Raw genomic sequence first — 23,868 nt, forward strand, 5'->3', positions numbered from 1 at the left:
CCTTCAGGGCGATCAAAACGTAGCGCGGGTGCCTTAGAAGAGTTTTTTGCGGAGCTTTTTTTTAAAAAAGCGACCCGCCGGAGGCTGGCTTTAAGGACGGGCGACGGGTAATAGATCACCCTTTGGATTCTGTGGCCTCGCCAGCTGCCTTCTGGTCGCCGCCTGCGATCTTGGCGATGGAATCCAGAAGTTGGGGCCGGTACCGGGCCATGATGCGGGAAAATTCGTCTTTGCGGGTTTTGTCGATGGACGAGGCACGGGGGGTGTCGATCTTGGTGGGGTCCACGGGCTTTCCGTGGATCTTCATGCGAAAGCAGAGGTGGGGCCCGGTGGCAAGGCCGGTGGAGCCCACGTATCCGATGAGGTCTCCCTGCTTGACCTTTTTGCCGGTGCGCATGCCCTTGGCAAAACGGGACATGTGCAGGTAGCCGCTCTCATAGCCGTTGCCGTGGGTGATGAGGATGTGGTTGCCCGAGCTGTTGTTGGAGGCCACCCGTTTGAGGGTGCCGCTGCCGATGGCGTAGATGGGGGTTCCGGTGGGGGCGGCGTAATCCACGCCGTAATGGGGCTTGTAGCGTTTCTGGATGGGATGGTAGCGCCTCAGGGAAAACCCCGAGGAGATACGGGTAAAGGCCACGGGGGTCTTGAGAAAGACGTGGCGCAGGTTCCTGCCGTCCGGGGCGTAGTACTCACCGCTGCCGTCGGGCTCTTCCATGCGAAAGGCCTCGTGGAGCACCCCCTGATTGGTGAAGGCCACGGCCAGGATCTTTCCGTACCCCTTGAACCGGTCCCCCGCATACCGTTTTTCCACAAGCACCGAAAAGGTGTCCCCCACCCGCAGGTCGTGGACAAAATCGATCTCCCAGCCCATCAGGTTGCCGATGCGAACTGCCAGTTCGGGCTTTTCCCCCACGTCAAACATGGCCCCGTACAGGGAGGTCCGAATGGAACCCGTCACCGTCTCGGTGCGCACATCGTAGGCGATGGGCTTTACCACGGCCGTGTAGTCCTCCCCCTCCCGGGACACCTCAAGATAACTCTCCGAATCAATGGCATACTCAAACCGGGCAAACTCTTCGTCCAGGGTGGCCACCTGCCAGGTGTTGCCCACCTGGATCAGGGTGAGATCGTACACCGGGGTGCAGGCCCCGGCAAAGGCGTAGACTTCCGATGGCGAGAGCCACTGCTTTAAAATGGAAGCCGCGGTGTTTCCGGAAGAGACCTTTCCCTTGACCAGGGTCTCCCGGGGCTCCGGGGGAAGGGCGGGGGCCTGTGCTTCCGACACCACGGCCGGGGCGTCGGCGACATCGGCACCAGCTGATAAAGAGTTCTCATCGTGTTCGTCACAGGCGGTAAACAAAAGGGCGGCCAGAAGGACAGCAAGAAGGGATCGATATGTATAGTTCATGAAACGAATTCACTTACGTTTGGGGTCATTGTATCGGGCAACGGACGCGGCGATGCCCGGCGAGAAAAGGCCGGGCCAGCAAGAATGGGATAAGAAGAAGCCGCCGTCCTGCTGAAGATTTATTGTCAACAGGACGTACCACGATCAATGATTCGCTGTCAAACGACCCGATCCAGGCCCGCCCGACGGACGAAAAAGGGCCGTCCCCCAGCCAAAGGGCAAAAATAAAGCCCGTGAATCCTGAGATTCACGGGCTGTGGGCCATCCGGGCAGAATCAACACAAGGCAAAAGAAGGAGGGGTTACAGGGTAAAGCGCCCCGTCATGCCTTTGAGCTCACCGGCCAAGCTGTTCATGTCCCCGGCGCACCGGGTCAGGATGTCGGTGCTGCCGGTGATCTCCCGGGCCGACACGTTGACATCGGCGATGTCCCGGGCAATGGAGGCCACGGTGGCGGAGTTTTTCCCCACCTGCCGGTTCACATCCTCCACCTTGGCCGAGGCCGCCTCGATGTTTCCGGCGATTTCATTGGTGGCAATGGCCTGCTCTTCCATGGCCGAGGCGATGATGGAGACGATTTCCTCCATCTTTCCCACCACGGAGGAGACATTGGAGATCTCAGAGACCGTGGACTCGATCTGCGCCTGGACATCGGCCACCTGCTCATGGATTTTTTCCGTGGCCCCGGAGGTCTCACCGGCCAGGTCCTTGATCTCACCGGCCACAACGGCAAAGCCCCGCCCGGCTTCTCCGGCACGGGCCGCCTCGATGGTGGCGTTCAGGGCCAAGAGGTTGATCTGCTGGGAGATGCCCGAAATGGTCTCGGAGATGGTGCCGATCTCATGGGCGGACTCGCCCAGGGCCCCCACCTTTTCCGTGGCGTTTTTGGTCCCGGAGACCGCAGAGTCCGTGATTTCCTTGGCCGTGTTGGCGTTCTTGCCGATCTCTTCGATGGTGGAGGCCATCTGCCCGGCAGCGGAGGCCACCGAGGAGATGTTGTCGGCCGCCTCTTCCACGGAGGAGGCCACAAAGGCGATGCCGGTGTTCATCTCTTCGGCGGCGGCGGCCACGGCGTCCGAGCGCTCGGAGGTCCCTGCGGCCCCGGATTTCACCTGGGCGGTGACGGCGGAGAGTTCACTGGAAGAACGGGCCAGGTGGTCGACCCCTTCGTTGATGCTCCCCATCATGGTGTGAAGGCTCTTGACCACACTGTTCAACGACGACGACAGGGCCCCGATCTCATCGCCCCGTTTCACCGACAAGGTCCGGGTGAGGTCCCCTTCGGCCATGCTCCGGGAAAGATCGACCCCCTCCTGGAGGGGAGACGTGATGGCCACGCTGATGGCCACCCCGAAAAAGAGGGAGAGGGCCACGGCAACCGCCATGATGATGAAGTTGGCGGCCTGGATCTTGGCATACAGGGCATGCCCGTCCTCGGTGAGGTGCCGGGCGTCCTGCCTCAGGGCGGCCACGGCCTCGTCCAGAAGGGCCAGGGTCCGGGTCTGTTTTTCCAGGCAGGGGCCGTTGGCCATGGCGTTGAGTTCGATGTTCACGGCCACCGCCTTGTCCACCTCCTCGCCGATCCTGGCAAAGGCCTCGGAGACACTGGACTGCACGGGCAGCAGGTCCTGCTGGTAAATCCCCGCGGCCCGGGACCTGAAGCCCTGATCCACAAAGGTATCAATCTGGCTGAAGTGCCGCTGCAGGGACATGGCCTCCAGCTCGATGTTCATGAGCTCCCCTTCGATCACCTCGTTGACGAGGGGGTATTTCTGGCCCCAGGTATAAAGGGACTCGGCAATGACGTTCCAGTCCGTGCCGTCCTTGTCTTCCAGGGTGTAGATCCGCCTGGCCATGCGGTTGACGGCGGCGTCAAAGGCCCCTTTGGCCTTCAGGGTCTCGGCGTGGAGGGGAAGGGGATTGAGGATGCCCGTGGCCTCCAGCTCTTTGAGCTTGGCAAAGAAGGCGTCGTTCACGCCCGTCCACTCATCAAAGGATTGGGTGTAGGCCTTCCACGCCGCGTCCACCTCCGGTGACCGGGGAAAGGCCTCAAAGGCCGCCATGCTTTCGCCGTATTTCGTGCGGATGGTCTCCAGCTGTTCGTATTCAGCCTGGAGGGCCTCCGGGTCCAGGTAGGCGCTCAGGAGCCCTTGCTGAGCCTGCACAAACCGGTTTGCCAGCTCACGCATCTCCGCCATGTGCTCCATGGCCGGCAGGCTCTCTTCGGTGGCCGTCTGAAGGTAGCGCCCGATGGTGGTGGCGGCGTATCGTCCGAAAAGCCCGATCACCACCGTTGCCACCGAGAGCAGCAAAAAACTTCCCACCAGTTTTTTCTTCAAGGGAATATCACTGAGTTTCAACATACAGAGCAGCCTCCTTTCCTTCCGTTCCTTAGCCGTGTCTGCCGACCATACCGGACAGGCATCGGTCCCCCTCAAAAACCAAGCCATATATCGCGACAAATGCTACCTCTAAAGGAACACACCGTCATGTTTCCAACCTCTCAAATTTATTCGGCATACCCGAGCACCGCCTTTACTGATTTATTCCTTACGATGCGGGGGTATCGGACAGGGACGGAGGTAAAGTCCGCAAATCAGACGACAAAGAACAGATGGAAAAAAGCACAGGGCCTGCCCACTTGCAGAAAGTGGCCGCCGGTCACGCCATGGCCGCCTACCGGTTCAGCCTCAGGATGCCCACGCCCAGAAGGGTCATGAGGGTGGAGACCACCTTCATCAGGTCCAGCCGCTCCTTGAGCACCAGCACCCCAAGGAGCAGGGCAAAAATAATGCTGGTCTCCCGCACCGCCGCCACCATGGCGATGGGGGCCAGGGTAAAGGACCAGGTCACCATGGCGTAGGCGGAAAAGGAAGCGCCCCCGCCCTTGAGGGCAAAGGCCCACTCGTGGCAGACCACCCGGGTCAGGATCCCGGGCCGGAGGACCCGCATCACCGCGGCAAACCCCATGGCATTGAGCACGGACAGGCAGCCGTAAAAGCCTAGGGCCGTGCCCGCCACCCGGGCCCCCATGCCGTCCACCAGGGAGTAGGAGGCGATGAAACACCCCGTCACAATGGAGAGAAACGCGGCCTGGCCGTTGCGGAGCCCGTCGCTTTTGCGCACCAGGGTCAGGCTCATGATCCCGGTGCCGATGATCCCGATGGCGGCCAGCTCACTGAAGGAGAGTTCCACCCCCAGAAGCCCCACAGACACACCGGCCACGATCATGGGGGCCACCCCGCGGGCCAGGGGATAGACCTGGCTTAAGTCCCCGATGCGGTAGGAGGCCAGCAAAAAGAGCTGGTACCCCACATGGAGCAGGGCCCCTGCCACCAGGTAGGGCCAGGCGTCAAGGGATGGCAGGGGCGCCACCAGAAGGGCGCCCAGGGCAAAGGGCGTGTGCCCCAGCACCACGGCGGTCATGCTCACGTGCTTGTCCGGGGTGTTTTTCACCAGGAAATTCCAGGTTGCGTGCAAAAGAGCCGCAAGCAACACAACGATCATAACGGTAAAAGACATCAGAAAACTCCTGTACGGGTAGGGGCAGCCTTAATCCATCAGATCTTGAACTGCCCCACCACCTCATTAAGGCCTTGGGCCAGGCCCGCCAATTTTTCGGAGCGCCCGTGGACCGCGGTGCTGCTTTCGGTGAAGCGGCCTGCGGACCGGTTCACCCCGGCCATCTCCTCGGCGATCTCCCCTGAGACCCCGGCACACTGGGCCACCTGACCGGAGACCTCCTCCAGGCCCCGGGAGGCCTGGGCAAGGTTCTCGGCGATTTCGCCGGTGGAGCCGGATTGCTGCTCCACGGCAGCGGCGATGGCACCCACCAGCTCGCTGACCTCATCAATGACGGCAGAGATCCGGCCGATCCCCTCCACGGATCGGGTGGAGGAGTCCCGGACCCCGTCGATGCGCTGCCGGATCTCGCCGGTGGCCTCGGCGGTCTGCCCGGCAAGGGCCTTGATCTCTCCGGCAACCACGGCAAAGCCTTTACCCGCCTCACCGGCCCTGGCCGCCTCGATGGTGGCGTTCAGTGCCAGCAGGTTGGTCTGCTCCGAGATCTCGGAGATGGCCTCGGTGACCTTGCCGATGTCCCCGGCCGCAGCCCCCAGGGCATCCATGATGACGCGCACCTCTTTGGCCTGGTGCACCATCTCCGTGGTGACGCCCCGGGCCCTTTCGGAATTCCCGGCGATCTCTTCGATGGTGGCGCGCATCTCCTCGGTGGCCGCGGCCACCATGTTCACGTTGGAGGCGGCCTGCTCGGTGGAAGCGGCAACATCGGCCATGACGCGGTTGGTCTCTTCGGCAGAAGCCGCCACCGTCCCCGCGCGGTCGTTCATCTCGGCTGCCCCGTCGGACATGGTCACCGAGAGACGGGAAAGCTCTCCCCCGGAGTCCTTCACGGCCTCGGCGTTCTCCGCAAGGGTGCGGATCACCCCGTGGACTTTCTCGATAAAGGCGTTGAACCAGGTGGCAAGGGCCCCCACCTCATCGGCTGTGTCTGACTCAAGGCGACGTGTGAGGTCGCCCTCCCCTTCGGCGATATCCCGCAGCATCTCGGCGGTGTTGACAATGGGGTGCGTCACCACCCGGGCCAGGCCAAGGGCCGCCCCTGCGGCCAGAAGAAAAAGCACGCCGCTGACTCCCAGGATCATCAGGGTCAGGCGCCGGGTCGGCCCCATCACTTCCCGGGTCTCAATGACGCCGATGAGCTTCCAGCCCAGGGTGGGAGAGGTGTAGACATCGGCCAGGCAATCCACCCCGCCCATCTCCACGGCCACGTGGCCCGAAGCGATTTCGTTGAGGGTGGCATAGGCAGGCGAATCCAGCTCCGTCATTTTTTTGAAGTTTGTGTCAGGATCATGGGGGTTGGCCAGGATGGTTCCGTCTCCCTGGACCAGGATGGCAAACCCGCTTTCGCCGATGCGGATGCCGTGGATCATATCGGTTAAGCGCGACAGGGAGACATCGATGCCCACCACCCCGGTGCGCCTGCCGTCGGGCCCGGTCACCGGGGCCACCAGCCCCACAACCGTCAGCCCGTTACCGCCGGAGAGATACGCCGGGGTCATCACCAGCTTGCCTGCCTCGGCGGGCTTACGGTACCAGCTCCTCTTGCGGGGGTCGTACCCCGGTTTTTTCACCGCAGGAAGGGAGGTGAGCAACCCGCCGGCCTCGGTGCCCATGTAGATCTCGCAATAGGAGGGGCTGGATTCGTGAACCCTCTTGAAAAGACGGTAAAGGTCTGCGTTGACGCCTCCGTCTTCAAGGGGAGTGACCCGGGTCTTTTCCGTTGTGTGCACATAGGAGGTGACCTTGTCCTCCACCCCTTTGAGCAAAGGGTCGGAGGCCAGCTGGGTCACGTGGCTGGCGATCCCGTCCAGAAATAGGTTCATGGCGTTGTCCACCTGGGCGAGCTCCCGGGTGGTGGACCCCACAAACCCGTCCATGGACAGCTGCTTTAATTGAAGGGCCACCGCTCCCATGATAATGGCGATGGGGACAACGGCAACGCATGTAAAAGCGATCACCAGTTTCTGTTTGATTGAAAACGTCATGTTCTATGGCCTTTCGACTGGGGCGGCACCCGGGGTGTACCTGCCGGTACGGGTTGCCCTGCCTGTGTGAGGAGATGGCAGCGGACTCGCTCTCCAGAACAGAGAAGGGAGTCGTTCGTATACACCCCTTGTCTTCGCGTAGAATGACATTTTCTTTACTTTCTTTTTCTCATGGGGATAAAAAAATATCCGGTTTTGCCCCGAAACAGCACACCGTTCAGGACCCCGCAGGCGAAAATAAGTTGCCGTAAAAATCAGCCATACGATACAATGGGTGCCGATGTAACACTGGAATGAGGTTTCCTGAAAGCTGACAGCCCATGTTCCTTCAGCGCACACCCGTCAAAATCAACAAATACAGAACTCACGTTTCATCATAAGGAGAGCCCCCCATGCCCCAGAAACTCACCCTTCTCTTTCTCTGCACCGGCAACTCCTGCCGAAGCCAGATGGCCGAAGGCTGGACACGCCACCTGAAGGGCGATGTCATCACCGCCTGCTCCGCGGGCATCGAGACCCACGGGTTAAACCCCGACGCCGTGTCCGTCATGGCCGAAGCCGGGGTGGACATCTCCGGCCAGCGTTCCCAGAACATTACCGACTTCATGGAGACAAAAATCGATGTGGTGGTCACGGTCTGCGACCATGCCCACGAGACCTGTCCCCTCTTCCCCGGCGGAGCCAGGGTGGTTCACGTGGGCTTTGACGATCCCCCCCGCCTGGCCCGGGACGCAACGAGCCGCGAAGGGGAGCTGGACTGCTACCGAAAGGTACGCGATGAGATCAAAGCCTTTGTGGAGACGCTGCCCGACGCCATCACCGAATAACCCGCCAGACAATACAAGGAGACCCCATGAGCACCCCACGCCCCGACGGCGACCATCGCGAAATGAAAAACCCCTTTGAGCGATACCTGACGGTCTGGGTGGGCCTCTGCATTGCGGGGGGCATTCTCCTCGGAAAAATCGCCCCGGAGCTGGCCAGGACCCTGGACGGCATCAGCATCCGGGTCAACGGCGCCCCTGTGGTCTCCATCCCCATCGCGGTGTGCCTCTTTTTCATGATGTACCCCATCATGGTAAAAATCGACTTTGCCGAGGTGGTCAAGGCGGGGAAAAGCGGAAAGCCGGTGACCCTGACCCTGGTGCTCAACTGGATGATCAAGCCCTTTACCATGTACGCCATCGGGATGCTCTTCCTGGGGGTCCTCTTCCGGGGCTTCATCGGCCCCGAGGCCACGGACCTCGTCAAGATGCCCTTTGGCCTGGACCTTCCCGAAGGTGCCGCCCACGGGGCAGGCACCGTGGTGATCTCCGGCGGCATAAGGATGCTCGAAGTTCCCCTGTGGCGAAGCTACCTGGCAGGCTGCATCCTCCTGGGTATCGCCCCGTGCACGGCCATGGTGCTGGTCTGGGGATACCTGGCCCGGGGCAACGACGGCCTCACCCTGGTCATGGTGGCCATCAACTCCCTGACCATGCTGCTTCTCTACGGGGTACTGGGCGGGTTCCTGCTGGGGATCGGCCGCCTCCCCGTGCCCTGGGAGGCCCTTTTTCTCTCCATTGCCGTTTATGTGGCCCTGCCCCTGGTGGCGGGCTACCTCTCCCGGCGGTGGCTGATCAAGGCCAGGGGGCGCGCCTGGTTTGAAGAGACCTTTCTCCACCTGCTCACCCCGGTGACTATCACCGCCCTGCTCACCACCCTGGTGCTTCTCTTCAGCTTCAAGGGCGAGGTGATCCTTGCCAACCCCCTGACCATCGTCTGGATCGCCGTACCCCTCTTTCTCCAGACCATCCTCATCTTCACCCTGGGCTACGCCGCTGCACGGGCCCTGAAGCTTTCCTACGAAGATGCGGCCCCCGCGGCCATGATCGGGGCCTCCAACCACTTTGAAGTGGCCATCGCCACGGCCACCATGCTCTTCGGTCTCTCGTCCGGGGCTGCCCTGGCCACGGTGGTGGGGGTCCTCATCGAGGTGCCGGTGATGCTCATGCTGGTGAAGGTCTGCACCCGGACCCGCCACTGGTTTGCCCCATAAAAAAAAGCCCCATGCAGCCGGTCGGTGCATGGGGCTTTTTCTTCATTTTACGTCAAAGGGGGCAGGCACCGTTTAGTAACGGTCGTACCCTCCGCCGTCTCCGCCGTTGTTGTAACCGCCTCGACGGCCACCGCCGTAGTCCGAGCGGGGTTTTCTCGGCCGTGCTTCGTTAACGGTCAGGGTCCGGCCCATGATCTCGGAGCCGTTGAGCGCTTCCAGGGCTGCGGCAGCCTGATCCGAATCAGGCATCTCCACAAACCCGAACCCTTTGGAACGGCCGGTGTCACGATCGGTGATAATGCGTGCTGAATCCACCTCACCAAAATTCTCAAACACTGTCCTGAGCTCATCATCGGACATACTGTAGGCAATATTGCCGACATATATGTTCATCTGCGCTTTTCCTCATCGCCATTGGTTCCATGTCATCATCGAAATTTACCCCATGGCGAACGCAGACAAACTTCGATACCCGGGATACGTCATCCGGGCTTTTTCCATTTTGCCGGTACCATCAGACCTGGATATCCTGTGTCACGGCCTCCCCACGTTCGGCGCCATATCGATACAGTACACTTAGTCATTGGAATACCTAAAAGATTACAGATCAACACCAAGGCTGTCAACACGAATAGTGACCGGTGGTTATTTTTTCAAACCCCTGGCCCTGCGGATCTTTTCACGTGTTTTCCACACGCCGGAGCCCCCGGGGACCTTGCGTCCCCTTCCGCCCCGGATCCGGGCCCTGGGATTTCTCCCTTGACACGGCAACCCAAACCATGCAATTAATTAGTAATTATAACCAATTATAAGTAATACTCGCCTTTCATATCCATGGCGCCCAGCCCCCATGGTTCCACGCACGAAGGCCCCTTCGCCGGAGTCTCACCCCATCGCCGCCAACCCGACGCACCAGATAACGGTCCCACGGACCATGGCATCTGCCGCCACGGCAAGACAATGCCCCTCCCGACCCACGTGATGCCTCCCCGGGGAACAAGGCAGACGCCGCAACCTCGACCCGTAAGCCCCTCGACCCTGCTCATCAAAGGTGTCGACGTCAACACGGCCCTGCTCGCACCCCGATGCGATGCGACTCACAGAAGGCCCCACCCCATCCCGGAGGACTGAATGAAAGCCAAAGCCAAGCCTGCCAAGCCGTCAGCGCCCCATCGCCAGTCTATTTCCCAACACCTGAGGTACTCCTTGGGAACCCCGGAGAAACATGCAACGCTCCCGAGCCTCTACGAAGCCACGGCCCTGGCCGTGCGCGACCACCTCATCGACAAGATGATGGAGACCGAAGCCCGGTATGAGAAAAAAAAGGCAAAGCGTGTTTACTACCTCTCCCTTGAATTCCTCATGGGGAGATCCCTTGGGAACAACCTGTACAACCTGGGGCTCTTCGAAGACTTTGCCCAAAGCCTGACAGACATGGGGGCCGACATCGACGAAGTCCGCGCCCAGGAGCACGATGCCGCCCTGGGAAACGGTGGCCTGGGCAGGCTCGCCGCCTGTTTTCTGGACTCCATGGCCACCCTGGGCCTGGCCGGGTATGGGTACGGCATCAATTATGAGTTCGGCCTGTTCAAGCAGGAGATCGACAACGGCTACCAGAAAGAGAAGCCCGACAACTGGCTGGGGGACGGCACCCCCTGGCAGATCACGCGCCCCCAGGAGCAGTGCATCATCCCGGTGTACGGACGCATCGTCCACGCCAAGGACCGCGACGGCAACTACAACCCCATGTGGATGGACTGGAAGACCCTCATCGGGGTCCCCCACGACATGCCCGTGGCCGGGTACGGGGGCAACACGGTGAACACCCTCAGGCTCTACGCGGCCAAGTCCTCCGACGATTTCGACATGGACATCTTCAACACCGGCGACTACTTAAGGGCCGTGGAGCAGAAGATGACCTCCGAGACCGTCTCCAAGGTGCTCTACCCCTCCGACGCCATGGAGTCCGGCAGGGAACTGCGACTGGTCCAGGAGTACTTTTTCGTGGCCTGTGCCATCCGCGACATCGTGAACCGCCACCTAAAAAACTACAAAACCTTCAACACCTTTGCCGACCGGGTGGCCATCCAGCTCAACGACACCCACCCGGCCCTGGCCGTTGCCGAACTCATGCGCCTGCTGGTGGACGAGCATGCCCTCTCCTGGGACCGGGCCTGGACCATTACCCGCGCCACCTTTGCCTACACCAACCACACCCTGCTCCCCGAAGCCCTGGAAAAATGGCCCGTGGGCCTCATGGAGTATGTGCTGCCCCGGCACATGCAGATCATCTTTGAAATCAACCACCGATTCCTGGACGAGGTGAAAGCCAAGTGGCCCGGAGACACGGGCCGACTGGCCGCCATGAGCATCATCGAAGAGTCCCACCCCCGCCAGGTGCGCATGGCCCACCTGGCCATCATCGGCAGCCATTCGGTCAACGGGGTGGCCGCCCTGCACTCCGAGCTGGTCAAGACCGAGCTCCTGCCCGACTTCTATGCCCTCTACCCCAAACGGTTCAACAACAAAACCAACGGGGTGACGCCCCGGCGCTGGCTCTACAAGGCCAACCCGGACCTGACCTCCCTGATCACCAGGCACATCGGTGATTCATGGGTCACCCAGATGGACCGCATCGCCGACCTGGCTCCCTTGAGCCGCGATGCGGCGTTCCAGGATGAATTTGCCGCGGTGAAGCGGGCCAACAAGGAGGTGCTGGCCCAGACCATCTGGGACACATGCCGCCTCACCGTCTCCCCGGACTCCCTGTTTACCATCCACGCCAAGCGCATCCACGAGTACAAGCGGCAGCTTCTCTGCCTGCTCCACATCATCCACCAGTACCTGGAGATCGCAGAGGGCGGCAAGACCCCCGAGGTCCCCCGCACCTACATCTTCGCAGGCAAAGCCGCCCCGGGCTACGAGGCGGCCAAGCGCATCATCAAGCTCATCAACAGCGTGGCCGAGACCGTCAACAGCGATGAGCGCGTGGGCGACGCCCTCAAGGTGGCCTTTATTCCGGACTACCGGGTCTCCCTGGCCGAAAAGATCATCCCGGCAGCCGACCTGAGCGTGCAGATCTCCACGGCAGGCAAAGAGGCCTCGGGCACGGGCAACATGAAGTTTGCCATGAACGGGGCCCTGACCATCGGCACCCTGGACGGGGCCAACATCGAGATCATGGAAGAGGTGGGGGAGGAGAACATCTTCATCTTCGGCCTCACCGCAGGGGAGGTGCAGGCCATCCGGGCTTCCCACAACTACCGCCCCTGGGAGATCGCCGAGACCAACCCGGCCATCAAACGGGTCCTGGACGCCCTGGGCACCGGCCGGTTCAGCCCGGACGCCCCGGGACGGTTCATCCCGGTCTGCGAGAGCCTGCTCAGCAAATACGACCCCTACCTGCACCTGGCGGACCTTTCGGCCTACATCACGGCCCAGGAGCAGGTGGAAGCCTGTTACGCCACCCCCGATATCTGGATGGAAAAGGCGATCCTCAACGTGGCCCGCATGGGCAAGTTTTCCAGCGATCGCACCATCATGGAATACGCAAAGGACATTTGGAACGCAACGCCCCAGGTCTGACCCGGAGGGCATAATCGCCATACCTTAAGGAGGCAGCACATGCGTTTAGAGACACGCAAAGAGGGAGAGGTCTTCATCGTCCGTTCCCTTGAAAACAGAATGGACGCCAAGGTGGCCGTAGATTTTCGCACGGACATGGCCCGCTACATCGACGACGGCAACACACGCATCGTCCTCAATGTGGGGGGCCTCAACTTCATCGACAGCAGCGGGCTGGGTGCCATCGTCTCCTGCCTCAAGCAGGTTGGCCGGGACGGCGCCTTCGTCATTGCCGAAGCCGACGAAACCGTCCTGAGCATGTTCAAGCTCACGCGCATGGACCGGGTATTCCGGATGTTCGATACGGAGACCGAAGCGGTCCAGGCCCTTTCCAGCTGACCCCTCAGGAGGAGCCCACCATGGATTCAAAAAAAATCACCTTTGCCATCGACAGCAACCTGAGGGACGTCTCCCTCATCGGCCTGTCCATCAACAAAATCTGTTCCCAGATCCCTTTGTCGGACGTGGAGGTCTACCAGATCGAAGCCTGCGTGGTGGAGGCCATCAACAACACCATTGAACACGCCTACAAGCACACCACGGGCCATCGCGTGGAGGTGGACGTGGACCTCTACCTGGACCGCATCGCCTTCAAGGTCAGCGACACCGGGGTGAGCATGGACCCGGCCGTCAGCCCCTCCCTGGACTTTGACCCCGAGGACCTGGACAAGCTGCCCGAAGGCGGCATGGGCCTGTTCATTATCCATCAGGTCATGGACCAGGTGGCCTATCGCACGGCCGATGGAAAAAACACCCTTGAGATGACCAAGAACTTCGGGCCCCATCCCCTCTTGGACGGTTACCCGGATCCCCATCAGGCGCCCTCTGCATCCCCACCCCCAAAGTAAGGGAAAAGGAGCACCATGAAGACACCTTCCTTTACACAGGCAGACCGTGAGGCCTTAGCCGCGCGGGGCCTCTCCGAGGAGCAGGCGACAGAGCAGCTCAGGATCCTTCAACAGGGGGTCCCCTACCTCACCCTGGACAGGCCCTGCACCATTGACGACGGCATCATCCGGCTCTCCCCGGACACCATCCGGGAGTGCATCGCCCGATACGAGCGGGAGGCCCCGAGGCGGGACATCACCAAGTTCACCCCGGCCTCGGGGGCGGCCACCCGCATGTTTCAGGACCTGATCCGCATGGAAAAAGACGATGCCTTTGTGGAGCCGGACTGGATCCAGAAAAAAGCCGACAAAGGGGACGCCGCCAGCAAGGCCCTGGTCACCTTTATGGCCAACCTGGACAAGTTCGCGTTTTACGAGGCCCTTTCCGTGCTGTCCGCCCACGAAGGGATCCCCCTGTCCCGCCTCCGGGACCGCAGCCACCACCTACGGATCCTGCGCTACCTCCTTCACCCCGTGGGCCTGAATTACTCCCGGCGCCCCAAGGGCCTCATCCTCTTTCACCATGCCCCGGAAGGCCCCCGCACCGCCTTTGAGGAGCATCTGGTGGAGGCGGCCCACTACGCCAGGGGGAGAAGCGATATCTGCAGGCTCCACTTCACGGTCTCCATGGATCACCAGCCCCGGTTCGAAGCCCTGTTCAACCATGTGCGCCAGGGTTACGAGTCCCGCCTCGGTGTCCGTTTCGACCTGCACTTTTCTAACCAGAAGAGCAGCACCGACACCCTGGCCCTGGACCTCTCCGGCAACCCCTTCCGACAGGACGACGGCTCCCTTCTCTTCCGCCCCGGCGGCCACGGAGCCCTTCTGGACAACCTGAACCGCCTGAAAGGGGACATCGTCTTTATCAAGAACATCGACAACGTGGTCCCCGATCCCTTGAAGCCCCCCACCACACGCTTCAAAAAGGCGCTGGCAGGGCTGCTGCTCACCCTCCAGGCAGACACCTTCAGATGGCTCAAGCTCTTGAGCGTGCCCGGGCCGCCCACCATGGCCGACGAAGCCATGGAATTCGCCCAAAGCTGCCTCAACATCAAGATCCCCGAAGCCATTCGCCGGGCCTCGCCCTCACACCGCCGCACCTGGATCATCGACAGGCTGCATCGTCCCTTGCGCGTCTGCGGCGTGGTGGAAAACCACGGAGAAGCCGGTGGAGGTCCCTTCTGGGTGGGCCAGGACGAATGCCCCTCCCTGCAGATCGTGGAGGCATCGTCCGTGGACCCCTCCTCGTCCCGTCAGCAGGAATATTTGAAGTCCGCCACCCACTTCAACCCCGTGGACCTGGTCCTGGGGCTCCGGGACTTTCAAGGCCGGGCCTTTGACCTCACCCAATTCACGGACCCGGAGGCGGTCTTTATCTCCAGCAAGACCAAGGCCGGGCGAGACCTCAAGGCCCTGGAACACCCCGGGCTCTGGAACGGCGGCATGGCCCGGTGGAACACCGTGTTCGTGGAGGTGCCCCCCGAAACCTTCGCCCCGGTAAAAACCGTTCTGGATCTCCTGCGGGACGAGCACCGGTCCACCCCCGCGTATCAGGACCCCTCACGTCCCTGGGACCTGTATGGAGGCGCCGCCTGCGGGCAACGCCCGCCGGCCACAACGCCCCCCGACGGAGAGCCCCCCTCATGAAACCGGAGCGCCCCATACCGTCCAAGGACCAAGCACGCACAGGGGCCTGGGTCGCCGCCTTCCTGGCCATGGTAATTGGGTGTATCGCCTGCATCACCCCCCAGGCACCTCCCGGCGAAACGCCGGAAAGCCATGCCGTGCAGGAGCTCTCCCTGGACGGCCCCTGGCACTACAAAACAGGGGGCCTGGGCCCTGAGAACCTCTTTGACCCGGCCCTCTCCCATGGGGACTGGGCCCTCATGGATCTCCCGGCCAACTGGTACCTCCGCGGCCTGGACCACGCCGGGGTGGTCTGGTTCCGGAAAACCGTGACCCTTGACCTGCCGAAAGACGCCCTGGTCCGGCTCCACTTTGAGGGCGTGGACTATGCCTGCGACGTCTGGATCAACGGCACCTGGGTGGGCCACCACCAGGGTTATTTCGCCCCCTTTGCCTTTGATGTCACGGACCGGCTTACACAAGGAGAAAACCTCATCGCCGTGCGGGTCAACAGCCCCAACGAGGAGTACGGCAGGCAGTGGAGCCTGAACAAGCGCCTCATCAAAGGGGTGCTGAACCACCACGACACCCGCCCCGGCGGGGCCTGGTCCCACCGGGGGCAGGAGAAAAACTGCGGAGGGATCTGGGCGCCGGTGACCCTTCGGATCACCCAAAAGGCTGCCATCACGCGCCTTGCCGTCACCCCGAAGCTTACGGGCAGCGGGGCAGAGGCCCGGGTGGCCATTGCCCTGGCCACACCGGACATGGAAGGGGAGACCGTGGAGGTCCTCCTCGGGATCACGCCCCACACGGCAGAGGGCCAGCCAAAGCAAACCGTCACCACCCGGGCGGAGTTCCCCTGCACGGGCCCCGCCCTTACGGGCCACATGGTCCTTTCGGTGCCGGAGGCCAGCCTCTGGTGGCCTTGGGACCTGGGTGAACCGGCCCTTTACCGCCTCACGGCCACGGTTCGCCAGGGTGACACGATTCTGGACACACGCACGGAGACCATGGGGTTCCGGGAAATCCAAAGGGACCCTGACTCCGGCACCTGGTTCATCAACGGCAGACGAATCTTTCTGCGGGGCACCAACTACATCGCCTCCCAGTGGCTCTCGGAGATGACCGAAGAGCGCCTGGCAACAGATCTTCAGCTGATGAAAGAGGCCCACATCAACGCCATCCGCGTCCATGCCCACGTGGAACCCAAGGCCTTTTACCGCCTCTGCGACGAGATGGGCCTTCTGGTCTGGCAGGATATGCCCCTGCAGTGGGGCTACTCAGACGACAGGGAGGTTGCCGCCGAGGCCGCCCGGCAGGCAGGGGAGATGGTGGCCTCTCTCTACAACCACCCCGGCATCTTCACCTGGTGCGGCCACAACGAGCCCCCCTGGGATGCCACGTGGATGAAGTGGAAATACCCCAATTACACCCCGGGCCAGAACCGCCTGCTGGGCGAAACGGTGGGGCGGGCCCTGGCCAAAGCCGACGCCACCCGGCCCGTACAGAAAATTTCCCCCACCGCCGACCACCCCTGGCTGGGGTGGTACTCGGGACACTGGCGGGATTATGCCCGGCCCACGGACAGGGCCCTGATCTCGGAGTACGGGGCCCAGGCCCTGCCCGCACGCAAGACCCTGGAGAGCTTTCTGCCCCCGGACGCTCTCTGGCCCCGGACCCGCGAGGCCTGGGACCTCTGGGCCTACCACAACTTCCAGGAAAGGGAGAGTTTTGAAATCGCCAAGATCCCCCGGGGAGAGTCCATCGACGAGCTGATCCACGCCACCCAGACCTACCAGGCCAAACTCACCCAGCTTGCGGCGGAGTCGTACAGGCGCCAGCGTTTTGCCCCGGTGGGGGGCATCTTCCAGTTCATGTTTGTGGAGGGCTGGCCCTCCATGAACTGGGCCATCGTGGACTACCTCAGGCACCCGAAACCGGGCTACGAGGCCCTGAAACGGGCCTACCAGCCCCTGCTGCCCAGCATTGAGATGGAAAAGGAGACCTGGACAGAAAGCGAAACCGTCACCGCCCGGATCTGGGTCATCAACGACCGACCCGAGGGGGTCCCCGGGGCCACCTTGACCCTGGCCCTCATCCAGGGTGACAAAATTCTCACCGAAACACGGGCGCCCGTTGCCGTTGATGCAGACAGCGCCCGGGAAGTCACCCACCTCTCCAGATCCGGGCTGAGCGCAGGGGCCTACCGCGTGGAAGCCGCCCTCCTCGCCCCCGACGGCGGGGTCCTGGCCACAAACGCCCTGGATTTCAGGGTGGAGAAAGGAGACAGACCGTGACCCGTGTCCTGATCCTTGCCCTCATGGTTGCCGCCCTGCCCGCGGCGAGCCTCGGCAATGCATTGCACCCGGGGTCCGAGCCCACGCGCATCCTGGTCAATCAGGTGGGGTACCTGCCCCACCTGCCCAAACTCGCCCTGCTCACCGGAGAGCCCAGGGGCGCACGGGATGCCCGGGCCACCCTCGTGGATGAGAACACCGGCACCCCCGTCCTTGAAATCGCCCCGGGAACTCCGTACCGGGAAGAGCCCCACGGCACCGCCCTGAGGGTTCTGGATTTCTCCAGGCTTACCCGGCCGGGCCGCTACCGCATCACCTGGCAGGGGGTTCGCTCGGTTTCCTTTGAGATCAGCCCCAAGGCCTTCCATGACGGCCTGGCCCTGTTGATGCGCTCCTACACTCTGCAACGCTGCGGCACGGCCCTGAACGACCCTGTCACCGGACTGGTCCACGGCCCCTGCCACACGCGGGACGGGGTGGTGGCCCATGAAGATCCCTTTGCCGCCACAGGTTCTACCGTGGACGCCCGGGGCGGATGGCACGATGCCGGAGACTTCGGAAAATACGTGGCCACCACCGCCGTCACGGCGGGCAGACTCCTCGCCGCCCGGGAAGAGGCACCGGAGTTCTTTGAAAGCCTGGACCTCTCCCTGCCCCACAAAGAGAAAAGCCCTTTGTGCGATACCCTTGCGGAGGTCCGGGTGGGCCTTGACTGGATGCTGCGCATGCAGCGAAGCGACGGCGCCTTTTACCGAAAGCTCTCCGGGGCATCCTGGCCCGCGGCCATCCCGCCGGACGCGGATTTGCAGATCCGCTACCTCTACGGCATCTCCTCCCCGGAAACCGCCAAGGCCGCAGCCGCCCTTGCCATGGCGGCCCGGGTCTACCAAAAAGAGGACCCCGCCTTTGCCGAGACCTGCCTTAAGGCAGCCCGGCGCGGCTGGGGTTTTCTTAACGCCACCCCGGAGATGGTGGTGGATGTCCATAAAGGGGACGACACGGGCTCCGGCCCCTACCTTGCCGGTCCCATCGACCGGGAGGCCACCCTCACCACGGACCTGGACGACCGGTTCTGGGCTGCGGCAGAGCTCTACATCACCACGGGAGAGGCCCCCTTCCTTGCAGAGGTGCAGCGCATCCTGCCCCTGCTCCCCTGGGGACTCTTTGAGTGGAAAGACCCCTCGGCCCTGGGCATGGCCAACCTCCTGCGCCACAAAAACACACCGGGCAAGGTCACCGCAGCCCTTGAGGCCAAGCTCCTTCGCCGGGCGGACAGCCTCCTTGCCAATGTGCGAAAAAGCCCCTGGATGACGGCCAACCCCCGCATCATCTGGGGATCCAATAAAATGATCGCCGAAGAGGGCATCACCCTGGCCCTGGCGGCCGAGAAGACCAAAAACCCCGCCCATGTGTCGGCGGCCGTCAGCCAGCTCAACTACCTTCTGGGGATCAACCCCTTTGGCATAAGTTACGTCACAGGCCTGGGGGAGACCTCGGTGAACCACGTCAACCACCTCTACGGCAGGGCCGTGGGCATCAACATCCCGGGACTTCTGGTGGGCGGGCCCAACGTCAACGCCGAAGACGGCGTCGCCCCCAAGGACAAGGGGCTCAGGAGCTACATCGACAACGAGACCTCCTACGCCACCAACGAGTACGCCATCGACTACAACGCAGCCCTCATCGGCCTGATGGTCCGTTTAAGGGCCCTGGAGACCGCCTTATGACCGCCTATTTCGAAAAATACGAATCGGTCCTGCCCCCGGAGCCCATCCCCCACTCCATCCCCCGGGAGCTTCTCTGGCAGTTCCTGGCCACCATGAGCCTGGGGGTGGGATTCTGGTACATTGCCTGGCGATGGACCGACTCCCTGAACCCCGAGGCCCTCTGGTTTGCAGTGCCCCTGGCAACGGCCGAGACCTTTGCCTATGTGGGGCTCATCCTCTTTGTCATCAACCTCTGGGCCGTACGGGACATCCCCATGAAGGAGCCCCCCTCCTCCATCCGCCAGTGCGTCTCCGAACCGGACGCCTTTGAGGACCGGCCCCTGCAGGTGGACATCTTTTTCCCCACCTACGACGAAGACCCGGAGCTGGTAAGGCTCAGCATCCTGGACGCCAAGGCCATGGACTACCCCCATCCCCTGTCCCTCACCATCCATGTGCTGGACGACGGCAAGCGCCCGGCCATGGCAGAGGTGGCCCGGCAGGAAGGGGTCAACTACATCACCCGGGACTCCAACATCGGGTTCAAGGCGGGCAACCTGCGAAACGCCATGGAGCAGACCTTCGGAGACTTCATCGTCATCTGCGATGCCGACACCCGCCCCTTTCCCACCATGCTCCGGCGCACCCTGGGCTACTTCCGGGACCCGGACGTGGCCTGGGTCCAGACCCCCCAGTGGTTCTTTGAGCTTCCCCCGGGCACCCCCCTTGCCCAGGTGATGAAGAGAAGGCTCGGCACCCCGGGCCACCTCCTCGGCCGGGGCATCGAAAAAATCGTGGGCCCGGTCATGGTGGGGGAAGACCCGTTCTGCAACAGCCCCCAGATGTTCTACGACGTGATCCAGCGGCGCAGGAACTGGGCCAACGCCTCCTTCTGCTGCGGGGCGGGCTCCATCCACCGGCGTGAGGCGGTGATGGAAGCGGCCCTGAAATCCTACTCCACGGCCATGGACCGCTTCATCGGAAACATCACCCGGGACATCAAGGACCTCTCCCTGAAGTCCGACCTCACCGAGGCCATGCAGCGGGAGCTGGCCCTGGAGACCGAGCTGACGCCGTACAAGTTCCACGTCTCTGAAGACATGTACACCTCCATCATCCTCCACTCCGACCCGGACCGGCAGTGGAAGTCGGTGTTCCACCCCCCCATAGAGTCCAAGATGCTCTCCACCCAGGACCTGGTAAGCTGGGCGGTCCAGCGGTTCAAGTACGCCGGGGGCACCATCGACGTGGCCTTGAACGACAACCCCCTGTTCAGGCGGGGCATGACCATTCCCCAGAAGCTCATGTACGCCTCCACCTTCTGGTCATACCTGGGGTGCATCTGGAACGTCATCTTCCTTGCGGCCCCCATCATCTACCTGTTTACGGGCATCGCCCCGGTGGCCGCCTACTCCATGGACTTTTACAAGCACGTGCTCCCCTTCCTCTTTTTAAACACCCTGGCCACCATGGTGGGCACCTGGGGAGTGGCGGCCTGGTCCGGCCAGTCCTTTTACCTCTCGTTTTTCCCCATCAACTTCCGGGCACTGACCACCGTGCTCAGGGGAAAAAAGATCTCCTTTCCCGTGACCCCCAAGACCCGGCAGGAGGGAAACTTCGCCCACCTGGTGGTCCCCCAGATCCTGGTGATGGTCCTCACCGCCGCAGGCCTTGTCTATGCGGGCCTCATGGCCTGGGCAGGCCGGTTCGACAATGTCAACGGCCTGCTCACCAACGCCTTCTGGGGTGCAAACAACATCCTGGCCATGTGGGGCATCGTGGCCGCCGCCTTCTGGAAACCTGATCCGAACGATGAAGGAGAGACACCATGACCTTTACCCAAGGCCTGCTCAGGGCACGCAGTCACATCGTCTTCCTCCTGGGGCTCGTCGCCGCCTTCGGCACGGTCATCGCCCTGGAACGGGCCGAGTTCCAACAGACTGAGGCCCCGGCCCTTGTCATCGAAGAGACCGCCGACCTGGCCATGGGGGCCCCGTCGCCCCTGTCCCAGACGGAGATGGCCTGGGCCCGCATCGCCTGGACTTACTTTGAGAACAACCTCCAGGAAAACGGCCTCGTCAACTCCGTGGACGGCTACACCGCCACCACCCTCTGGGACACCGCCTCCTACATGATGGGCCTCATCTCGGCACGGCGCCTGGGGCTCATCGACGACGGGACCTTCCACGGCCGCATGGGCACGCTCCTTGACACCCTGGAAACCCTGCCCCTGTTTGACGGCAAGCTCCCCAACAAGTCCTACAACACCGTCACCGGCGCCATGGTGGATTACAACAACCGGCCCACGGAACGTGGCATCGGCTGGTCGGCCATCGACATCGGGCGGATCCTCACCCCCATGAACATCCTGGTCTGGAACCACCCCCGCCACACCCAGCGCGTGGCAGCCATCCTCTCGGCCTGGGACTTTGAGGCCCTTATTCAGGATGGAAGCCTCTACGGGGCGGCCCTGGACGACGACGAAGAGATCCTCCTGCTCCAGGAGGGAAGAGTCGGCTACGAGCAATACGCGGCCAAGTCCCTTGCCCTCATGGGCCTGGACGTGACCCGGGCCCTCTCTTACACGGCCTTCCTCGACTTCGTGGATGTCTTCGGAGTGATGGTGCCCCACGACAGCCGGGACCCGGAGATCTACCACGCCCACAACTACGTGGTCAGCGAGCCCTATATCCTGGATGCCCTGGAATACGGCTGGGATGAAACCTCCCGGGAGTTCGCCTACCGGGTCTTTACGGCCCAGCAGCGCAGGTTTGAGGCCACAGGCACCTTGACGGCGGTGAGCGAGGACAACATCGACACCGCCCCCTGGTTCGTCTACAACACGGTCTTCACCGACGGAAAGATCTGGAACTGCATCACCGAGGCCGGAGAGGACGCCTCGGCCTTCAAGAGCCTCAGCACCAAGGCGGCCTTCGGCTGGCACTGCATCTTCGACACCGACTACACCCGCCGCCTCATGACCGCCGTGGCCGGACTCAACGATCCGGCCAAGGGCTGGTACTCCGGCCTCTACGAAAAAAGCGGATCCCCCAACAAGGCCATCACCTGCAACACCAACGCCATTGTCCTGGAGAGCCTCTGCAGGAAGCAAACAGGAAAACTCGTCGCCATCCACGGCACCAGCAAGGCCAAAGAGTCCGAGCCGCAGACCGCTGTGCGGCTCCATCCCGAAGGAGAGACCCCATGACCACTCCGACCCCAGCCCGACGCACGGTGTTGTTCGGTGCCGCTGCCGGGATGCTCCTGCTCATCCTCGGCGCCTGCTCCCCGGACGGCTACCGGTTCATCCCCTCCTACGACGACGGCGAGGAGGACCGCATCGAGGCCATTGCCATCGACAAAAAGCCCGAACCGCCCCGGGACGGTCCGCGCCATGTGGGGCGTAACGGTGCCCTCACCGAAGAGGAGATGGCCCTGGCAAGGGTGGCCTGGGTCTACTTCGAGAACAACTACAACCCGGGAACCGGCCTGGTGAACGCGGTCAACGCCTACCCCTCCACCACCATGTGGGACACCGGCTCCTACCTTGGGGGCCTCGTCTCCGCCTATGAGCTGGGCATCGTCGACAAAAACGAGCTCAACATGCGCCTCACGGCCATCTTAAAGACCTTCAACGAGCTGGACTTTTTCAGGGGGGAGCTGCCCAACAAGGCGTACAACACCCAGACCGCCCAGAAGGTGAACTACGCCAACCAGCCCGGGGAAATCGGCTACTCGGCCCTGGACCTTGGCCGCCTGCTTATCTGGCTGCGCATCATCAAGGAGCGCTACCCAGAGCACAGCAACGCCATCGACAGCTTTATCCTGCGCTGGGACTTCTGCCAGGTGCTGGACCGATGCGGCACCATGTACGGGGCCATCCTCAAGGACGGCCAGCCCCAGTACCTCCAGGAGGGACGCCTGGGATACGAAGAGTATGCGGCCAAGGGGTTCCAGCTCTGGGGCTTTGACACCACCCGGGCCTCCAAGGCCGAGCCCTTTGCCTACATCCTGATGTTTGACGTGGACGTCCCCTACGACACCCGGGACCCCCGGGAGCTGGTGGCCCACAACTACGTGGTGTGCGAGAGCTACGTGCTGGACGGCATCGAGCTCAACTGGGACCTCACCACGGACAGGGACGACAACGACCGCTCCCACTCCGACACGGTCTCCGAAGATTTTGCCCAGCGGATCTACGCGGTGCAGGAGGCAAGGTACCGCATGAAAGGGATCCTCACGGCCCGCACCGAGCACCAGCTCGACGGCCCCCCGTACTTTGTCTACGACACCATCTACACCGACGGCTACACCTGGAACACCATCACCGAGGACGGCACCTACGTGCCCCAGTTTTCGGCCATTGCCCTGAAAGGGGCCTTCGGCCTCTGGACCCTCTGGGAGACTCCGTACACGGATCTGCTCTACGACGCGGTCTCCGGTCTTTACGACCCGGAAAAGGGATTTTACGAAGGGCGCTACGAGGTCAACGGCGGCCTCATCAACACCTTTACCGCCAACAACAACGGCATCATCCTGGAGACCCTGCTCCACAAGGTCCAGGGCAAGCTCCTGAAGTTCGGGGACCACCCGAGCAAGTGGGACAAGGTCATCGCCGACGAGTTTTCAGGATCCGACAAGTGCTACCCCGGCCATCGCGAGAGCTGCGGCCCCTTTGTAAAAGAGAAGGTGCCCTGACCCATGACGGGAGAGCCC

Annotated in this window: 16 protein-coding genes; 11 read left to right on the plus strand and 5 right to left on the minus strand. The window is 62.5% G+C overall.

Annotated elements, in window-relative coordinates:
- Positions 1-115 precede the first annotated feature (115 nt).
- The 4 genes from MSL71_RS02785 to MSL71_RS02800 form a co-directional block, all read right to left on the minus strand.
- Complete coding sequence (locus MSL71_RS02785) at positions 116-1,408, minus strand: M23 family metallopeptidase (protein ID WP_180137142.1); 1,293 nt, start codon at positions 1,406-1,408, stop codon at positions 116-118.
- 301 nt (positions 1,409-1,709) lie between these two features.
- Positions 1,710-3,770: a methyl-accepting chemotaxis protein gene (locus tag MSL71_RS02790; RefSeq protein WP_180137143.1), complete on the minus strand. Its 2,061-nt coding sequence runs from the start codon at positions 3,768-3,770 to the stop codon at positions 1,710-1,712.
- A 313-nt stretch (positions 3,771-4,083) separates the two neighbouring features.
- On the minus strand, positions 4,084-4,929 hold the full coding sequence (locus tag MSL71_RS02795) for a DMT family transporter (protein WP_180137144.1): 846 nt from the start codon (positions 4,927-4,929) through the stop codon (positions 4,084-4,086).
- A gap of 38 nt (positions 4,930-4,967) precedes the next feature.
- Positions 4,968-6,974: a methyl-accepting chemotaxis protein gene (locus MSL71_RS02800; RefSeq protein ID WP_180137145.1), complete on the minus strand. Its 2,007-nt coding sequence runs from the start codon at positions 6,972-6,974 to the stop codon at positions 4,968-4,970.
- Positions 6,975-7,366: 392 nt separating this feature from the next.
- Between MSL71_RS02800 and MSL71_RS02805 the strand changes: the two genes are divergently transcribed.
- Complete coding sequence (locus tag MSL71_RS02805) at positions 7,367-7,801, plus strand: arsenate reductase ArsC (protein WP_180137146.1); 435 nt, start codon at positions 7,367-7,369, stop codon at positions 7,799-7,801.
- Between the two features lie 26 nt (positions 7,802-7,827).
- Complete coding sequence (gene arsB / locus MSL71_RS02810) at positions 7,828-9,012, plus strand: ACR3 family arsenite efflux transporter (RefSeq protein WP_180137147.1); 1,185 nt, start codon at positions 7,828-7,830, stop codon at positions 9,010-9,012.
- A 72-nt stretch (positions 9,013-9,084) separates the two neighbouring features.
- Here the strand turns inward: arsB and MSL71_RS02815 are convergent, their stop codons facing one another.
- Positions 9,085-9,405, minus strand: a complete 321-nt coding sequence (locus MSL71_RS02815) for an RNA recognition motif domain-containing protein (protein ID WP_180137148.1) — start codon at positions 9,403-9,405, stop codon at positions 9,085-9,087.
- 738 nt (positions 9,406-10,143) lie between these two features.
- Between MSL71_RS02815 and MSL71_RS02820 the strand changes: the two genes are divergently transcribed.
- From MSL71_RS02820 to MSL71_RS02860, 9 genes are read left to right on the plus strand one after another with little or no spacing between them, the layout of a single operon-like run.
- Positions 10,144-12,597: a glycogen/starch/alpha-glucan phosphorylase gene (locus tag MSL71_RS02820; RefSeq protein ID WP_180137149.1), complete on the plus strand. Its 2,454-nt coding sequence runs from the start codon at positions 10,144-10,146 to the stop codon at positions 12,595-12,597.
- Positions 12,598-12,636: 39 nt separating this feature from the next.
- Positions 12,637-12,975 (plus strand): STAS domain-containing protein, encoded by a 339-nt coding sequence (locus tag MSL71_RS02825; protein ID WP_180137150.1) that lies wholly within the window; start codon positions 12,637-12,639, stop codon positions 12,973-12,975.
- A 20-nt stretch (positions 12,976-12,995) separates the two neighbouring features.
- A complete protein-coding gene (locus tag MSL71_RS02830) occupies positions 12,996-13,484 on the plus strand; it encodes an ATP-binding protein (protein ID WP_180137151.1) in 489 nt (162 codons plus the stop codon).
- 15 nt (positions 13,485-13,499) lie between these two features.
- On the plus strand, positions 13,500-15,170 hold the full coding sequence (locus MSL71_RS02835; protein WP_180137152.1) for a DUF4301 family protein: 1,671 nt from the start codon (positions 13,500-13,502) through the stop codon (positions 15,168-15,170).
- Complete coding sequence (locus tag MSL71_RS02840) at positions 15,167-17,446, plus strand: glycoside hydrolase family 2 protein (RefSeq protein WP_180137153.1); 2,280 nt, start codon at positions 15,167-15,169, stop codon at positions 17,444-17,446. The genes MSL71_RS02835 and MSL71_RS02840 overlap by 4 nt, the downstream gene beginning before the upstream one ends.
- On the plus strand, positions 17,443-19,173 hold the full coding sequence (locus tag MSL71_RS02845) for a glycoside hydrolase family 9 protein (RefSeq protein WP_218950927.1): 1,731 nt from the start codon (positions 17,443-17,445) through the stop codon (positions 19,171-19,173). The genes MSL71_RS02840 and MSL71_RS02845 overlap by 4 nt, the downstream gene beginning before the upstream one ends.
- Positions 19,170-20,984 (plus strand): glycosyltransferase family 2 protein, encoded by a 1,815-nt coding sequence (locus tag MSL71_RS02850; RefSeq protein WP_180137154.1) that lies wholly within the window; start codon positions 19,170-19,172, stop codon positions 20,982-20,984. Before MSL71_RS02845 ends, MSL71_RS02850 begins: the two co-directional genes overlap by 4 nt.
- On the plus strand, positions 20,981-22,360 hold the full coding sequence (locus MSL71_RS02855; RefSeq protein ID WP_180137155.1) for a DUF3131 domain-containing protein: 1,380 nt from the start codon (positions 20,981-20,983) through the stop codon (positions 22,358-22,360). Before MSL71_RS02850 ends, MSL71_RS02855 begins: the two co-directional genes overlap by 4 nt.
- Positions 22,357-23,850, plus strand: a complete 1,494-nt coding sequence (locus MSL71_RS02860; protein WP_218950928.1) for a DUF3131 domain-containing protein — start codon at positions 22,357-22,359, stop codon at positions 23,848-23,850. Before MSL71_RS02855 ends, MSL71_RS02860 begins: the two co-directional genes overlap by 4 nt.
- Positions 23,851-23,868 lie beyond the last annotated feature (18 nt).

It is taken from the genome of Desulfoluna butyratoxydans (genome assembly GCF_900699765.1).
Taxonomy (GTDB): Bacteria; Desulfobacterota; Desulfobacteria; order Desulfobacterales; family Desulfolunaceae; genus Desulfoluna; species Desulfoluna butyratoxydans.

Bases quoted from the DNA above. Each gene is read 5' to 3' on its own strand.
- MSL71_RS02785 (WP_180137142.1), bottom strand. From the start codon at position 1,408: ATGAACTATACATATCGATCCCTTCTTGCTGTCCTTCTGGCCGCCCTT.
- MSL71_RS02790 (WP_180137143.1), bottom strand. From the start codon at position 3,770: ATGTTGAAACTCAGTGATATTCCCTTGAAGAAAAAACTGGTGGGAAGT.
- MSL71_RS02795 (WP_180137144.1), bottom strand. From the start codon at position 4,929: ATGTCTTTTACCGTTATGATCGTTGTGTTGCTTGCGGCTCTTTTGCAC.
- MSL71_RS02800 (WP_180137145.1), bottom strand. From the start codon at position 6,974: ATGACGTTTTCAATCAAACAGAAACTGGTGATCGCTTTTACATGCGTT.
- MSL71_RS02805 (WP_180137146.1), top strand. From the start codon at position 7,367: ATGCCCCAGAAACTCACCCTTCTCTTTCTCTGCACCGGCAACTCCTGC.
- arsB (WP_180137147.1), top strand. From the start codon at position 7,828: ATGAGCACCCCACGCCCCGACGGCGACCATCGCGAAATGAAAAACCCC.
- MSL71_RS02815 (WP_180137148.1), bottom strand. From the start codon at position 9,405: ATGAACATATATGTCGGCAATATTGCCTACAGTATGTCCGATGATGAG.
- MSL71_RS02820 (WP_180137149.1), top strand. From the start codon at position 10,144: ATGAAAGCCAAAGCCAAGCCTGCCAAGCCGTCAGCGCCCCATCGCCAG.
- MSL71_RS02825 (WP_180137150.1), top strand. From the start codon at position 12,637: ATGCGTTTAGAGACACGCAAAGAGGGAGAGGTCTTCATCGTCCGTTCC.
- MSL71_RS02830 (WP_180137151.1), top strand. From the start codon at position 12,996: ATGGATTCAAAAAAAATCACCTTTGCCATCGACAGCAACCTGAGGGAC.
- MSL71_RS02835 (WP_180137152.1), top strand. From the start codon at position 13,500: ATGAAGACACCTTCCTTTACACAGGCAGACCGTGAGGCCTTAGCCGCG.
- MSL71_RS02840 (WP_180137153.1), top strand. From the start codon at position 15,167: ATGAAACCGGAGCGCCCCATACCGTCCAAGGACCAAGCACGCACAGGG.
- MSL71_RS02850 (WP_180137154.1), top strand. From the start codon at position 19,170: ATGACCGCCTATTTCGAAAAATACGAATCGGTCCTGCCCCCGGAGCCC.
- MSL71_RS02855 (WP_180137155.1), top strand. From the start codon at position 20,981: ATGACCTTTACCCAAGGCCTGCTCAGGGCACGCAGTCACATCGTCTTC.
- MSL71_RS02860 (WP_218950928.1), top strand. From the start codon at position 22,357: ATGACCACTCCGACCCCAGCCCGACGCACGGTGTTGTTCGGTGCCGCT.